The sequence below is a fragment of the Thaumasiovibrio clandestinus genome, from assembly GCF_047250365.1.
GTDB lineage: Bacteria > Pseudomonadota > Gammaproteobacteria > Enterobacterales > Vibrionaceae > Thaumasiovibrio.
Map to the genome: position 1 here is coordinate 214,535 of NZ_JBLBVL010000004.1, position 13,613 is coordinate 228,147.

Below are 13,613 nucleotides of genomic sequence, written 5' to 3' on the forward strand. Positions count from 1 at the left end.
AAAAAACATTTAATATTCAAAACATTACGTTATTTATCTTTGTTTTAGTGTGAATATGTTCACATTTCTGCAGCGTGATGAATATGGCTTAACTACGCTTTAAATGGTACCCATTTATGTGAAGGAGAACAGTCATGTTGGCAAAACGTCGGCAATTTACTTTGCCAGGTAACCCAGAGATGCATGCTGTAGTGAATGTTATTCCCACTGGCCTGTTGACTGTCGAGATAGAAGAGGAGCATCGTAGTATTGATGCCGAGTTTGAGCATATCGCATTCAAAGTACATGACGGTATGACAGATTTAGTGTGTTACGGTGACTCGGGCAAAACTGAGTGCTGGAACTTAGGATTATATAATGAAGATGCGCGAGAGTTAGCGCGTCTTATTGAGTATGCAGAAGAGGAGCTAGAAATTTTACTTCGAGATTTATAGCGAAGAAGAATTGAATGGCGACGCTTTGGGTATCGAAAATAAGTTAACAGGGGTGCTGAGCCCCTGTCAACGCTGCGGTTACTTATTTTCTTTTACCGTTTTTATCATTTGCTTTAGTTTTTTATTCGATACACGTTTTGCCATGGTTCGCACTCCTTTTGGAATAGGTGAGAACTATCACTGTAGTAAAAATTATCGTAATACAATAGAGATCGCGGTTGAGTTTTCTAATGAACGGCTATGTAACGATGGGTTTTCTATGACAGTATTCGACGTCAAATACTGGCTGTTATTGAAAGGCAGATGGGCAATTAGGCGTTTGAAGTCGAAATAATGGTAGTGAATAACATGTAGCGTCGTGCAGCTTCATTGCTTTCTTTATGAGGCAGTGGGTGGCGAATATGTTGAGTTACCGCCGTCCATTCGAATTGCTTTAATAACTGCTCTGCTAACGAGCTCTTGCATTGTTGCAGCTTAATTCCTTGCCTGAAATAGTCAGCTAGGTTCTGTGGTAGTTCACCGAGCCACCATGCTGGTAACTGTTTACTGGCCATGCTGCGATTAAACCAATGATCAGCAGTTAGCAGGATATAGTGGTGTTGGTCGCCGTTAATCAGTGGCTTAATACGTTGCAATTGCTCAAACATTGCATCGCGATTCGCTTTATTTGCACTGATCATTTGGTGCGAAACAAGCCATATTGTCGTGTTGTTACAAGTGATAGAATACACAGGGTGTGACGCACTACCGTTGAGCGCTGATTGTGATACAGACACGGTTAAACCTTGCGCAGTGAATTGTTGATATAGGCGCCGCACCAGTGTCTTATCCAAATGGCGGTCTTTAATACCGCGATTGTGAACTGCGGGATAATGAAGCTCGCAAAGTTGTCTACAATCTCTCTCGAATACGGCTAAGCTATTTTCTATGAGCTGAAGGATCAATCGTGTCTACCTAGTTTTTATTTATGCGTTGAGAGTAGCTAACTTTTTAAAGTTTATCATGCTGGTATCGGCGAAACGAGAATCTGTTCACTATCCTTTTGATTTTATTCCACCGTAATGTTAGCAAGGCAATACTAACGACAAGGTATCCGCTGGGGGTTACCCAATCTGATTTGGTTGACATTAGATAATGTACAGGGACTAAAAGTACAATGAGATAGATGGTGTTATGAAGCGTTTGCCAGTGTTGGCGCATGGATACTTGTATTGATTTTACGGAGGTGATCGCTAACGAAATTAATAAAGTAAAAGCGATAAATCCAACAATCAAATAGGTTCGTTGGGTGAGTTCAGAAAACAACAAGCGCCATTGAAAATTTAGATCTAGCCCAATATAAACGGAGATATGCAGTGTTGCCCAAAAGAAGGCGTAAAGGCCCATTGGTCGCCGTAGTGGGATCAGATTACTGATACGAAAATACTGGCTGAGTGGAGAGATAAGCAGGGTGAGGAAGAGAACATGAATAGCGGCTTTACCCGTAAAATGACTAAGTCCTTGTACGGGGTCTGCACCGAGTTTATCGGAAAATGCCAACGTGAGCATGTAGGCCACAAAGCTAATATTAATACAATGCAGCAACGCTTTTAGTATACGCATTTTATTCTTGTTGATCTTTAGTACCATTTTTTTAGGTCCATTCCTTGATATAGTGCGCTGACCTCATCAGCGTACCCGTTGAACATCAGGGTGGATTGGCGTCGGCTACTAAATAGATTGCCAGCACCGATAAAGCGCTCGCTAGCTTGCGACCAACGAGGGTGGTCAACTTGTGGGTTAACATTGGCATAAAAGCCATATTCATTAGGTGCAAGTTGGTTCCAAGTTGTAGGCGGTTGTTTGTCCACCAAAGATATTTTTACGATTGATTTGATACTTTTGAAACCATATTTCCATGGTACGACTAAGCGAATGGGCGCACCATTTTGCGGCGAAAGGGTTTTACCATAGAGTCCAACAGCCAGTATTGTTAAAGGATGCATGGCTTCATCAAGACGTAGTCCCTCGACGTAGGGGTATTTGATCCCTCCACCGCTTGAATAGGCGCGTTGTCCCGGCATCTGCTCTGGGTCGAAAAGCGTCTCAAAGGCGACGAATTTGGCTGAAGACGTTGGTTGGCACATATTTAAGAGAGAACGTAAAGGAAAGCCTATCCAAGGAACGTTCATTGACCACGCCTCGACACAACGTAATCGGTAAATTCGTTCTTCTAAGCCAAAACGTGTAAATAAGTCGTCATAGTCGAGAGTAACTGGTTGCTTAATATGGCCATTAATACTCAACGTCCAAGGATCGACGACAAACTGTTGGCTATTTTCTGCCGGGTCAGCTTTACCAGTGCCAAACTCATAAAAGTTATTGTATTTTAGTATTTTGTCTTCTGGTGTTAACGTTAGATCTGAATCGCTACTGCTGGCATTGAGCATTGTGCGCGTAAAGGTTGGCGTGGTTGGTTCATCCCTCCAACCGAAAAGACTGGCATTCACGCTTGATGTAAACGGGGAAGCGACAGCTAACATTCCCAGCTTTTTTAAGAGTTGCCGACGTTGCTTGTATATGTGCTCCGGCGTGGCTTCGTTTTCACTCAACGCCCATTGCTGCTTATTCTTTATTAGCATGTCCACTTCCTCCATTTAGTGAATAGACCCTGCAAGGTAGATTTGTCTTACACAAATAGTTTAATTTATTGATCTTTATTCAAAATTGCGTTTGAATCTTGCGTGCAATATGACATTTTGAAAATGTTGTTTGATTTCGTTGTAAGGATCACAAATGAAAAAAAGTGTGTTAGTTATCGCATTAGGGTTATTGCTTCCTCTTTCTTCTCACGCTATGTACGGCGTTGATGCGGGTGTATATTTGGGTTCGCCTTCATCAGGATTAACCATTAAAGCCCACCCTCACTATAAATTCTCGGTTGGGCTGGATACGTTTAGTGTGTCAGCTGATGCTATGCTCCCGCTCGATCGCCTGATCAAAGCACATCAACTTGATTTACTTTATGGCTACACTGGACTGCAATATGTCGATGATAAGCGTTATCAGTTTGGCGCTCGTTTTGGGCTAGGGTTAGAACTGCCTTTGGGTAATAGCGACCTTGTTTCATTTTATGCTGAGGCAGGACCACACTACTATTTCTCCAAAGAGAGTGCGTTTAGGCTTGAAGGGCAGGCAGGGATGAGATTCAAGTTTTGATTTGTGAGGTGTGAAAATTGCGCTATTTGTGTGTTGATGTTTTGTTATGAGAGGGTATTATGGCTTACATGTGTAAGCTGAAAGCGAGTCTTTTCGATGGAAATGAATCATAAACCACCGCTAATTTGGGTGAATGTAGCGTTATTTAGCGCGACGCTTATTGTTTCGCTGCTTCTCGTACCTTGGTATGGAATCCAATATGGCTATAGTTGGCCACTATGGTTTTTATTTGCTTTTAGTTACTGTTTATGTGGTTTGTCCATTACCGCTGGCTACCATCGCTTGTGGTCTCATCGTTCCTACAATGCGCATGTGGCTATTCGGGTGATTTATGCGTTAGGCGGCGCTTTTGCACTACAAAATAGTATCTTACACTGGTGTTCAGATCACCGTGTTCATCATAAGCATGTTGACGACAGTGTGCGAGACCCTTATGCAGCTTCAAGAGGCTTGTGGTTCTCTCACATAGGATGGATGCTGCGTGAGTATGAGCCTGAGCGTTATAATGATTATACGAATTGTCGTGATATAGCTAAAGATCCTATTGTACAGTGGCAACATAAGTACTACTTGCTACTTGTGCTACTAACCAATATTGGTCTTCCTTTTGTTATCGGCTTTCTTGTTGGGGATATTTGGGGCAGCTTGTTGCTTATTGGCGTCGCTAGGCTGTTTTTAAGTCACCATACTACCTTCTTTATTAATTCCTTGGCCCATTACTGGGGCAGCCAGCCCTATACAGATAGAAATAGTGCTCGAGATAATCCGATTTTAGCATTGCTAACATTTGGTGAAGGCTATCATAATTTCCATCATCTCTTTGAAAATGATTACCGTAATGGCTTTCGTTGGTGGCAATTCGACCCAACAAAGTGGTTGATAAATACACTACACCGCTTGACGTTAGCTAGTGATTTACGACGTACACCGGCTGATAGAATCGAGAAAATGCGTGTAAAACAGACGATGGTTAAAGTTAGAGTACGGTTAGAGCAGCAAGATAAAGCAACGCGATTATTGATTCAGCTGCAACAAGAGTATGAGCAGTTGTTGCTGCAAATATCAGTACACTATGTTGCGCGAAAATCATTGATAGCAGCCAAAAAAAACCAGTTGAAATCGCAATACTGCCAATTAGAGCAGCAATATGTCGCCATAAAAAAACAACTTGCTGTTCAACGACGACGTTGGAAACGTTTTACCACTAAGTATGCCTAATTAATGCGAAAAGCCTCGTTATTGCAGCACGTCATTACGTTGGTCGTTATACTGATGGTTTGGTGCCGGGCTGGGATATTTCTCGCTTCGCGCGGTCTAGTTTTACGGTTTTATAATGGTGTCTATATGAGGTTGGTTGTGTATAGAGCAGTGATAGCAAGTGTAGGGATGCTGTTGATGTGGTCTAGTTATGCAACAGAATATCCATTACCAGAAGTAGGGCGCTTGGTTGGTACATTAGAGTCATATCAACCAAACGGGAAGGAGAGTATGGCAGATATTGCTGAGCGATATCATGTTGGGTTTCTTGCATTGACGGAAGCAAACAAAGGTAGCGACCCCTTTCTGCCATCGGAAGATGATCTATTAACCATTCCAACTCAGATGTTGCTACCTGATGTGCCCTGGGAAGGTATAGTGATTAACCTTGCTGAGCTGCGTTTGTACTATTTTCCTGAAGGGAAGAGGAGTGTTCATGTCTTTCCAATAGGCATAGGTCGGATTGGTCGCGAAACACCGGAAATGGTCACCAGTATAGTGAGCTTAATTGAGAACCCAACTTGGACACCCACCAAGAATATTCGGCAGGAGTATTTAGAGAAGTACGATATTGTGCTTCCGCTAGTCGTGGAAGCGGGACCGGAAAATCCGTTGGGTGATTATGCGTTGCGATTGGGCAAAGGTAATGGGGAATACCTTATTCATGGTACGAATAAAGAGTTCGGTATTGGTATGCGCGTCAGTTCTGGGTGCATACGAATGCTACCTCCCGACATTGAATGGTTATTCGATGAAGTGGGATATGGCACAAAGGTAACAATCATGAATAACGCATTGAAGTTGTCGGTTGAGCCGGATGGAACTTTGTATGTGGAGGCACACCAGCCTTTGTCAAAGAGTGAGGAAGAGCAGCACCTTTTTAAGCGGCTGTCAGTACCAGAGGGTGTTGTCAAAGAATTAGAAGACAAGCAGGCTGTTTCAAGATTACGCTCGGTGATTCGTCTACAGTCTGGTGTCCCGGAAGAGATTACGGAGGTGGTGCATTAGCACCACCTTATAGATAGGATCCAATTGGTATCATTTAGAGTATTGAGTTGCCATATTATCAATACGTTGATTAGCTCTCATTGCTTCTTTCATTGCAGCCTGGGCAGATGCATCTGCTGATTGGGCTGCTGCTAATGTTTCGTCTTGCTTCATTTCAAGAGACTGAACTTTATCGGCAAGTGCAGCAACTTGGTTGCTTAGGTTGTCGATGCTATCGGCCTGAACATTGTCTGAACTTGAACACCCAACTACGAACGTTGTTAGAGCTGCAACAGTAAGGAGTGAAAGCGTCTTTTTCATGATAGAACCTCTGCTTCTTTGGATTGATTAGATAGTCTCATACCCACGTTTGTACAGTATGACACAGACGATAAATCATAGAACCAGTTATTCCTGTAGGTTCATGGATTGTCGTCATATATCCGTACTCGTCTCATAACTATAGCTTATTTCCTATAAATGAGAATTTTCTATGTGCATAGGAAGAAGAGATTGTACGCTATTGACGATCATTGCTGGGTTCATGGTATGCGGCACCTTATCGAGGAGTTCGCCGTTTGGACCGATAATATAAAAGAAAGAGCTGTGATCAATAGCGTAATCAAGCGACGAAGTGCTCAGTTCTGCTTTACGGTACAGTACCCCATAATTTTCTGCGAGTTCTTTGGTGTGTTCTACAGTCGTTGAGGCACCAATAATCAAATCGTGAAAGTAGTGGGCATATTCAGCACTTTTTTCCGGTGTATCTCGCTCTGGATCGAGAGAGATAAACAGTGGCAGCAGATGTTGACGACTATCTGGCTCCATGCTGTTAAGGGCCGCGGCTAAAACGGCCAGTGAGGTAGGACAAACATCAGGGCAATGAGTAAAACCGAAATAGGCAATACGAAGCCGGGGATCATCGGTATTCTGTAGGGAAACAACTTGATTGTTAGACGTTGTTAACGACGGTAATGTACTTTTGCTTCCTTCAAGATACCAACGAAAGCCTAGCCCAGCACAAAGCGCGACAAATAGAATGAGTGTTTTTATTTTCATTGGCGAGCGACCTTAATTGCGATTTGTTGTTCCAAATTTCCATTAGGTGAGACTAATTGTCCGGCCCAGATCATCTCGTCGTGGGTACAAGCCGGAAACCAGAGCGAGGTTTGGAATGTGTTGCCAGAGAGCTTAGGGATAGAGACATTAAACTGCCCCATATCCATATTCAACCCAGTTAGTTTTATTTCTAACTGTTCGGCATCGATATTTTGAGTGGTGTGGACGGTGATTACATTATTTTGTGCTGAGCTTTGATGCGCGAGAGTGATATGCATTTGTGCTGTCTTGCATTCCAGTTCGTCTAGATAACAATCAAACTGGCTCGGTGGAGCAGGCTGCAATTGTTGCTTAATATAAGGGGGTACATAGAAGCCGATGACAAATAAGCAGAGTACGGTAAGAGAAAAGCGGACATATTGCATAAAAGACCTCAGTAAATAACAGCTCATCATGTTAACTATATGTAACATATCATGGTAGCTATAGAATTATATCTATTGAGATCAAATTTTTACGGTTACAAAAACGCCAATAAGATCATTGGCGCCTAATGAAAAGTTAGTGGCTTTGCACTTTTTCTCCAAGCTTTTCCAACAATAGAACAAGTAAAATTCCAGCGATACAGCATAGAATGGCACTGCCAAGCTGGCTTGGTTGAGCGATAACTTGCTCGTAGGTAAAAGGTGACAAATTTTGTTCGGTTAATGGTACTAATGCGCCACTAGAATCAGTACGCCAACTAGTCACTTCTTTCCAAGGCCATACTTTATTCAGTGTGCCGATCATTAAACCAATTAGGAACATCATCGTGAGGCTTTTAAAATGTTTCAGTAACCAGCCAAGTAGATGCGAAAATGACAGTAAGCCAAATATACAACCGATTGCAAATATCGAGAGTAAACTAACATCAAATTGTTTCACGGCGGTGATCACTGGCGTATATAAGCCAAGTAACAATAAAATAAAGCTACCGGAAATGCCGGGAAGAATCATGGCACAGATAGCAATAGAGCCGCCAATTAAGATGTTGATCGGTGTCGGCTCCAATTGAAGTGGGTGAGCGACGGTGATCAAGTAAGCAAAGCCAACGCCCGCAATAAGACTAAGTATGTTAGGCACTGAACAATAAGCAACATGTTTTGCTAAGTGAACAACCGAAATAATGATAAGGCCAAAGAAAAATGACCACAATGGTATAGGGTGGTGTTCTAATAACCAAGAAATGAAGCGAGCAAGGGTCAGTATACTCGTAAGAATACCAGCAAACAGGGTAATCAAAAACGGTCCGTTAACGTGCAAAAAAGCCGCTTTTATTCCTTGCTGTCTAAGAACAGAAATTATTTCTGGAGTGATTCGACGTATGCTATCGAGTAATGTTGAGTAAATTCCCGTGATTAAGGCGATAGTACCACCAGAAACACCGGGAACGACGTCGGCGGCGCCCATGGCCATGCCTTTGAGAAATAAAAAAAGTCGACTAAGCATAATGAAATCAGTTTATCTAAAAGGCTATTATACCTATTTATTTGGTTCAAAAAAGAACTCAGTTACTTGAAATCACTACTTGTTGCAATGATAACATTATCACAATTGCCAAGTTGAGATGATAGTGATTGTGAGCGGGTTAGCACGCAGCAACGTACGCCTTCGTGTGATAGTACTTTAGCCTCAATCATGAGCTGATGTTCAGGAAGTCGCTTTTTATCTGCATCACGTCGACATAGTGTTACAAAATCGGATTCACTGCTGTAAAGAACACATTCGGCCTGCTGCATTAACCGTATAGCTTGTAAGGTCAGTTGCTCTGTTTCTTTGCCATGTTGAATGAGATAGATTGCGCCAGCAGGTTGTTCTGGTTCTTTGAGCAGGTCGTTGAATACGCCTTCTAGTTCACTGTCCGTGAGCGCTTTTTCGGTTGCCGGATGGCGGAAAAATCGTTCCCAGAATTTACGTCGCTGATCTACAGTAGGGAGAACGTTTTTTATATGCTCTCTTTGTTGGCCGGCAAAATGAGCAAGTTGGCCAAGATTATGCGCAATAACCCCCTCGATAGTCTCGCGTAAATGGCGAATCAACACGGGAGATGCGCCGCCACTACTAATCGCAATCTGAATCGGTGAGCGATCGATAATCGATGGGGTAATAAAGTCGCAATGCGCGGGGTCATCAACGACATTGGCTAAAATTTTAAGATTTTGACAGTCGTAATAGGCGGTTTTATTTAAAGCGCTATCATTGGTTGTAATCCAAGCTTGCGAAAAACCAATAAGATACTTCTTTTGGTAGTCGTCGCAAATGTAAGTGAGTTTTTGTTGCAGGTGTAAATCAGCAAGGTAAGGGTGCAAATGAGGACTAACCAGAGTAACGCTGGCATTGGCAGCAAGCAGTAAGTCGACTTTACGGCATGCGACTTCGCCACCGCCGATGACGATAACTGGACGATGAGTTAAATTGACGAAAATTGGCAGAAAATCCATATTCTTTCCTTACTGGTGTTTCGCATTGTTGCTAATCCATAAATTTATTCGTTAGAGGGAATCACTCCCTTTAACGATGACTATCGTAGCAACAGCATAGAGACGGCAGAGCTGTTAATTAGCTTGGTTGTGGTTGACCCGATTAAAAGCTGGCGTATTCGAGAGTGGCCATAGGCACCCATGATTAAAAGATCGATACCTTCTGACTCAATATGCTGTGTCAGTAATGCATCGACATCTCCTTGGGCAATTCGCGCAACCGTTGTCACGCCGCTTTCTTTTAATAGCGCGACGGCTGCATTGAATTCCGGCGTTGCCCCTGAGTTGGACACCATCACAATATGACATTCGAGCGATTGCAATACGTTGGTCGCTAGTAGTGTTGTAAGTGCTTGTTGCATGGTCTTACTGCCATCAAATGCAATCATTGCTTTTTGTGGTGTGACAAAGTTTGGCAATGCAACCAAAACAGGGTGATGATGACTCTCTCTGATAATGGCTTCGATGTTAGCCCCAATATGACGCCCAGGGTGACGTTCGATGTCATTGCCTTCACGACCAACGATGAGTAGACCAGTATCTCGATCTAATTCTTCAAGAGTTTCAATCAGCTCTCCATGGCGCTGGCGTAGCTCAATAGGGACTCTACAGTGACCAATTAAGCGTCTCTCGGCCTGTTGCAATATATCTTTTCCGCGCTGCAGGGCTTGCTTGCTGTTTTTTTCGTCACGCTCAGTCAACTCTTCCAGCAGTGTCTCTCTGCTGCCAAGGCCTATCGTCCCAGAAAGGTTAGGCGTCGTTGTATCGCTTCCTTTATCTAGTACATGAAGAAAGGTTAGCGGCAGTTGAATATATTGACTTGCCCATAATGCAGCGTCAGATACAGCAGTAGATGATGCAGAGCCATCTATGCACGCGATTATTTTTTTAGACATACGCTTCCCTGTTTAATGGCTGCCAAAGAGTTTTTCAATCTCTTCAGGTTTATCATGGATACCAAAGCGATCAACAATTGTTGCACTGGCCTCATTCATTCCGATTAACTCGACATCGGTACCTTCTCGACGGAACTTTACAACGACTTTATCTAATGCAGTCACAGATGTAATATCCCAGAAATGGGCAGCACTAAGGTCAATAATCACTTTGTCGACGGCATCCTTGAAGTCGAAATATTGTGTGAATTTAGCCGAAGATGCAAAAAACACTTGGCCTTTTACTGTATAGGTGACTTGCGAATTATCCGTGGTTGTCTCTCTGGTAATCAGCATAAAGCGACCCACTTTGTTAGCAAAGAACAACGACGCAAGCAATACACCAGCAAACACACCATATGCCAAGTTATGGGTTAAAACAACCACTACCACCGTAACGATCATGACGGAGCTGCTAGATTTCGGGTTGGTTTTTAATTTTAACACCGAGTCCCAAGAGAAGGTGCCGATAGAGACCATTATCATCACAGCAACGAGAGCAGCCATTGGGATTTCGGCAACAAAGCCACTGAAAAAGACCACAAGGATTAATAGAAGTACACCGGCTAATAGCGATGACAGGCGTCCACGGCCGCCTGATTTTACATTAATTACCGACTGACCAATCATTGCACAGCCTGCCATACCTCCAATTAAGCCAGAAAAGATATTTGCGAGGCCTTGTCCTTTACATTCGCGGTTTTTATTGCTGGTGGTGTCGGTTAGATCATCGACAATCGTCGCTGTCATCATTGACTCTAGCAAACCAACAACAGCAAGTGCGGCAGAGTAAGGAAAGATAATTTGTAAGGTTTCAAACGTTAATGGGACATCTGGCCACAAAAATACCGGGAGAGTGTCAGGCAGCTCACCCATATCCCCAACGGTACGAATATCTAAATCGAATATCATGTAAATTGCGGTCATAACAACAATGCATACCAATGGTGATGGAATTGTTTTGTTAATGTATGGGAACAGATAAATGATACCAAGCCCAGCAAGAGTCATCGCATAAACGTGCCAGGTCACATTAGTTAGTTCCGGTAACTGGGCCATGAAAATTAGAATAGCGAGCGCGTTAACAAAGCCTGTAACGACAGAGCTGGAAACAAAGCGCATAAGATCGCCAAGCCGGAAATAACCAGCTGCAATTTGTAAAAAACCGGTGAGTACAGACGCTGCTAGTAGATACTGAAGACCGTAATCTTTTACCAGTGTTACCATGAGCAGTGCCATTGCTCCGGTTGCAGCAGATATCATTCCTGGACGTCCACCAGCAAATGACGTGATAACCGCGATACAGAAAGAAGCGTAGAGTCCTACTTTTGGATCAACACCAGCAATCACCGAAAAAGCAATCGCTTCTGGGATTAGGGCGAGCGCGACAACGATACCAGAGAGAATATCCCCCCTAATGTTTCCTAACCATTCTTGTCGTTTAAAGAGTTGCATGCAAATTCCCATGTAGAAAATCAATCAATAAATTGAGGCGTTAGTAATGAATAGATTGTGATCAAGCTCACTGATCATACGGGCAGGGATTGCAGCACATATCAAACATTATTGCAACAACTCAGTAGCGTATGTTTTACGCTATGTCTTAAGGTAATTGAATGGCAGTCTTACTGATGTGACGTAGTGGAACATGGTATTTAGGTACACTGTGCACACCTCCATTATGCAGTAGGATGAAACATGAAATTCATTCAAATCACCCATCGCCAACGTCAACGCCTATTAGATTATGAACAGGCTGAAAGTGCACCGGACATGCGTATACCTATCCCTGCAGATGGATATGCTTACCCGAGTGATTTTTGTTACCTTGAAGAGGACTATTACGTCATTGATCATTCAGCATATGAGTTTGCGCAGCGTCGAAAATTCAAGTGGGAAGAGTAAAGGAGGTCTCATTATACAATGAGACCTTATTCCGTAGCGTGTCCTTATTGCTTAATCCCTTCAATATGAAGCTCAAGCAATACATAACTAGAGTCTCCCATTACTGGGATATCAAAATCTGCTAGCTCAAGGCGCGTTGAGCCATTAAACCCGGCCCGATACCCTCCCCATGGGTCTTGCCCTTCACCGATTAAGATGGCATCGATAGTGATGGGCTTGGTTTTTCCATGCAATGTCAGTTCGCCATCAATGGTAAAGTCGTTTTCATTTAGTTCAGAAATGGCGGTACTACGAAACGTCGCAGTTTCATATTTGGAACTATTAATGAAATCACCGCTACGGATATGCTTATCACGTTCTGCATGATTTGAATCTAAGCTCGTTGTATTTACCGTGACCTCAACACTTGAAGCGGTAAAGTCATTGGGTAGATAGTTAAATGTGCCACTGAAATCGTTAAAACGGCCTTTGATAAAGCTGTAACCGAGATGACTGACCTGAAAACTGATAGACGCATGCGCGCCATTGGTATCTATAACATATTCGTCTGCTAGAGCGGGTAAAGTAAGAAGGCTTATACCGAGTATTGCGCTCGCTTTAGTTATCATTTTTTTACTCCTAACATTTTTATAAGGGTGTCATCTTTATCAATTAAGTGGTGCTTAAGAGCGGCTAGTGCGTGTAAAGCGACGAGAAGGATCATCGACCACGCGGTGTAATAATGAATAAGGCCAGCGATATCTGCTTGTTGAGCAAATAGCGAACCAATTCCGGGTACCTCAAACCAATTGAAAACGCTGATTGGGCGGCCATCAGCGGTTGATATTAAGTATCCGGAGATAAATAAAGTAAATAACAATAGATAAAGTAAGTGATGGACAAACTTGGCAGCAAAGACGACCAAACGGCTTCCTTGCATGGGAGGCGCTAAGTGGGTGAGCCGCCAAATTAAACGAAGGGCGGTAACTGCAGCGACTATGATGCCGATAGATTTATGCCAGTGTGGAGCGGTGCGATACCAACTGCTGTAGTAGTTGAGTTCAACCATCCATAGTCCTAGTGCGAACAATCCGATGACCAATAATGCAGATACCCAGTGGATCAAAATAGTTGTAAAGTCATAGCGCTTGGGTGCCACGTTATCTCCGAATGCTTAAATAAACTAACGCTTAGTTTACATCTTCATCACCTAATTTAACACTAAAGAATTAAAATAAGATGTTCAATTAAATTGTTGAGACTGAACAATTGGCTGACTTACCAGTGGGAAGGTTGTGGGTTAAGAGCATCATCTCAACCCACTGTGAGGGAAAGGGATT

17 protein-coding genes are annotated in these 13,613 nt (G+C 43.0%); 5 read left to right on the forward strand and 12 right to left on the reverse strand.

The window, feature by feature from the left end; translation table 11 throughout:
* The first annotated feature begins 134 nt into the window (after window positions 1-134).
* Window positions 135-434 (forward strand): hypothetical protein, encoded by a 300-nt coding sequence (locus ACKLNH_RS08535; RefSeq protein ID WP_413111838.1) that lies wholly within the window; start codon window positions 135-137, stop codon window positions 432-434.
* 311 nt (window positions 435-745) lie between these two features.
* On the opposite strand, the gene ACKLNH_RS08540 is transcribed toward ACKLNH_RS08535, so the two are convergent.
* The 3 genes from ACKLNH_RS08540 to msrP all read right to left on the reverse strand — a co-directional run bounded on the left by ACKLNH_RS08540 (window position 746) and on the right by msrP (window position 3,055).
* Window positions 746-1,267, reverse strand: coding sequence for a hypothetical protein (locus ACKLNH_RS08540; protein ID WP_413111839.1), 522 nt, complete (start codon window positions 1,265-1,267; stop codon window positions 746-748).
* 157 nt (window positions 1,268-1,424) lie between these two features.
* Complete coding sequence (locus ACKLNH_RS08545) at window positions 1,425-2,036, reverse strand: protein-methionine-sulfoxide reductase heme-binding subunit MsrQ (RefSeq protein ID WP_413111840.1); 612 nt, start codon at window positions 2,034-2,036, stop codon at window positions 1,425-1,427.
* A gap of 17 nt (window positions 2,037-2,053) precedes the next feature.
* Window positions 2,054-3,055 (reverse strand): protein-methionine-sulfoxide reductase catalytic subunit MsrP, encoded by a 1,002-nt coding sequence (gene msrP, locus ACKLNH_RS08550; protein WP_413111841.1) that lies wholly within the window; start codon window positions 3,053-3,055, stop codon window positions 2,054-2,056.
* Window positions 3,056-3,209: 154 nt separating this feature from the next.
* On the opposite strand from msrP, the gene ACKLNH_RS08555 reads away from it, so the two are divergent.
* The 3 genes from ACKLNH_RS08555 (at window position 3,210) to ACKLNH_RS08565 (ending at window position 5,897) form a co-directional block, all read left to right on the forward strand.
* The gene (locus ACKLNH_RS08555; RefSeq protein WP_413111842.1) at window positions 3,210-3,632 is read left to right on the forward strand and encodes a hypothetical protein; all 423 of its coding nucleotides are present in this window, start codon (window positions 3,210-3,212) and stop codon (window positions 3,630-3,632) included.
* A gap of 96 nt (window positions 3,633-3,728) precedes the next feature.
* Window positions 3,729-4,850 carry an acyl-CoA desaturase gene (locus ACKLNH_RS08560; protein ID WP_413111843.1) on the forward strand — a complete coding sequence of 374 codons (1,122 nt, stop codon included), beginning with the start codon at window positions 3,729-3,731 and terminating at the stop codon, window positions 4,848-4,850.
* A 177-nt stretch (window positions 4,851-5,027) separates the two neighbouring features.
* Window positions 5,028-5,897, forward strand: a complete 870-nt coding sequence (locus ACKLNH_RS08565; protein ID WP_413111844.1) for a L,D-transpeptidase family protein — start codon at window positions 5,028-5,030, stop codon at window positions 5,895-5,897.
* A 30-nt stretch (window positions 5,898-5,927) separates the two neighbouring features.
* On the opposite strand, the gene ACKLNH_RS08570 is transcribed toward ACKLNH_RS08565, so the two are convergent.
* The 7 genes from ACKLNH_RS08570 to ACKLNH_RS08600 form a co-directional block, all read right to left on the reverse strand.
* Entirely contained in the window at window positions 5,928-6,197 is a 270-nt protein-coding gene (locus ACKLNH_RS08570; protein ID WP_413111845.1) for an Lpp/OprI family alanine-zipper lipoprotein, read from the reverse strand.
* A 153-nt stretch (window positions 6,198-6,350) separates the two neighbouring features.
* Window positions 6,351-6,935, reverse strand: coding sequence for an SCO family protein (locus ACKLNH_RS08575; protein ID WP_413111846.1), 585 nt, complete (start codon window positions 6,933-6,935; stop codon window positions 6,351-6,353).
* Window positions 6,932-7,360, reverse strand: coding sequence for a hypothetical protein (locus ACKLNH_RS08580; RefSeq protein WP_413111847.1), 429 nt, complete (start codon window positions 7,358-7,360; stop codon window positions 6,932-6,934). The genes ACKLNH_RS08575 and ACKLNH_RS08580 overlap by 4 nt, the downstream gene beginning before the upstream one ends.
* A gap of 136 nt (window positions 7,361-7,496) precedes the next feature.
* Window positions 7,497-8,423: a polyprenyl-phosphate transporter gene (locus tag ACKLNH_RS08585; RefSeq protein ID WP_413111848.1), complete on the reverse strand. Its 927-nt coding sequence runs from the start codon at window positions 8,421-8,423 to the stop codon at window positions 7,497-7,499.
* A 62-nt stretch (window positions 8,424-8,485) separates the two neighbouring features.
* Complete coding sequence (locus ACKLNH_RS08590) at window positions 8,486-9,415, reverse strand: precorrin-2 dehydrogenase/sirohydrochlorin ferrochelatase family protein (protein ID WP_413111849.1); 930 nt, start codon at window positions 9,413-9,415, stop codon at window positions 8,486-8,488.
* 80 nt (window positions 9,416-9,495) lie between these two features.
* Window positions 9,496-10,350, reverse strand: coding sequence for a universal stress protein (locus ACKLNH_RS08595; RefSeq protein ID WP_413111850.1), 855 nt, complete (start codon window positions 10,348-10,350; stop codon window positions 9,496-9,498).
* A gap of 12 nt (window positions 10,351-10,362) precedes the next feature.
* On the reverse strand, window positions 10,363-11,844 hold the full coding sequence (locus tag ACKLNH_RS08600; protein WP_413111851.1) for a SulP family inorganic anion transporter: 1,482 nt from the start codon (window positions 11,842-11,844) through the stop codon (window positions 10,363-10,365).
* 243 nt (window positions 11,845-12,087) lie between these two features.
* On the opposite strand from ACKLNH_RS08600, the gene ACKLNH_RS08605 reads away from it, so the two are divergent.
* On the forward strand, window positions 12,088-12,294 hold the full coding sequence (locus tag ACKLNH_RS08605) for a hypothetical protein (protein WP_413111852.1): 207 nt from the start codon (window positions 12,088-12,090) through the stop codon (window positions 12,292-12,294).
* 44 nt (window positions 12,295-12,338) lie between these two features.
* Here the strand turns inward: ACKLNH_RS08605 and ACKLNH_RS08610 are convergent, their stop codons facing one another.
* Both ACKLNH_RS08610 and ACKLNH_RS08615 read right to left on the reverse strand, forming a co-directional pair.
* Window positions 12,339-12,902 (reverse strand): YceI family protein, encoded by a 564-nt coding sequence (locus ACKLNH_RS08610; RefSeq protein WP_413111853.1) that lies wholly within the window; start codon window positions 12,900-12,902, stop codon window positions 12,339-12,341.
* Complete coding sequence (locus tag ACKLNH_RS08615) at window positions 12,899-13,432, reverse strand: cytochrome b (RefSeq protein ID WP_413111854.1); 534 nt, start codon at window positions 13,430-13,432, stop codon at window positions 12,899-12,901. Before ACKLNH_RS08615 ends, ACKLNH_RS08610 begins: the two co-directional genes overlap by 4 nt.
* Window positions 13,433-13,613: the final 181 nt, after the last annotated feature.

What these genes read in the sequence shown, in the direction of transcription:
- ACKLNH_RS08570 (WP_413111845.1), bottom strand. Translation starts at nt 6,197, where the DNA reads ATGAAAAAGACGCTTTCACTCCTTACTGTTGCAGCTCTAACAACGTTC.
- ACKLNH_RS08600 (WP_413111851.1), bottom strand. Translation starts at nt 11,844, where the DNA reads ATGCAACTCTTTAAACGACAAGAATGGTTAGGAAACATTAGGGGGGAT.
- ACKLNH_RS08565 (WP_413111844.1), top strand. Translation starts at nt 5,028, where the DNA reads ATGTGGTCTAGTTATGCAACAGAATATCCATTACCAGAAGTAGGGCGC.
- ACKLNH_RS08610 (WP_413111853.1), bottom strand. Translation starts at nt 12,902, where the DNA reads ATGATAACTAAAGCGAGCGCAATACTCGGTATAAGCCTTCTTACTTTA.
- ACKLNH_RS08555 (WP_413111842.1), top strand. Translation starts at nt 3,210, where the DNA reads ATGAAAAAAAGTGTGTTAGTTATCGCATTAGGGTTATTGCTTCCTCTT.
- ACKLNH_RS08605 (WP_413111852.1), top strand. Translation starts at nt 12,088, where the DNA reads ATGAAATTCATTCAAATCACCCATCGCCAACGTCAACGCCTATTAGAT.
- ACKLNH_RS08590 (WP_413111849.1), bottom strand. Translation starts at nt 9,415, where the DNA reads ATGGATTTTCTGCCAATTTTCGTCAATTTAACTCATCGTCCAGTTATC.
- ACKLNH_RS08560 (WP_413111843.1), top strand. Translation starts at nt 3,729, where the DNA reads ATGGAAATGAATCATAAACCACCGCTAATTTGGGTGAATGTAGCGTTA.
- ACKLNH_RS08545 (WP_413111840.1), bottom strand. Translation starts at nt 2,036, where the DNA reads ATGCGTATACTAAAAGCGTTGCTGCATTGTATTAATATTAGCTTTGTG.
- ACKLNH_RS08595 (WP_413111850.1), bottom strand. Translation starts at nt 10,350, where the DNA reads ATGTCTAAAAAAATAATCGCGTGCATAGATGGCTCTGCATCATCTACT.
- msrP (WP_413111841.1), bottom strand. Translation starts at nt 3,055, where the DNA reads ATGCTAATAAAGAATAAGCAGCAATGGGCGTTGAGTGAAAACGAAGCC.
- ACKLNH_RS08580 (WP_413111847.1), bottom strand. Translation starts at nt 7,360, where the DNA reads ATGCAATATGTCCGCTTTTCTCTTACCGTACTCTGCTTATTTGTCATC.
- ACKLNH_RS08575 (WP_413111846.1), bottom strand. Translation starts at nt 6,935, where the DNA reads ATGAAAATAAAAACACTCATTCTATTTGTCGCGCTTTGTGCTGGGCTA.
- ACKLNH_RS08585 (WP_413111848.1), bottom strand. Translation starts at nt 8,423, where the DNA reads ATGCTTAGTCGACTTTTTTTATTTCTCAAAGGCATGGCCATGGGCGCC.
- ACKLNH_RS08535 (WP_413111838.1), top strand. Translation starts at nt 135, where the DNA reads ATGTTGGCAAAACGTCGGCAATTTACTTTGCCAGGTAACCCAGAGATG.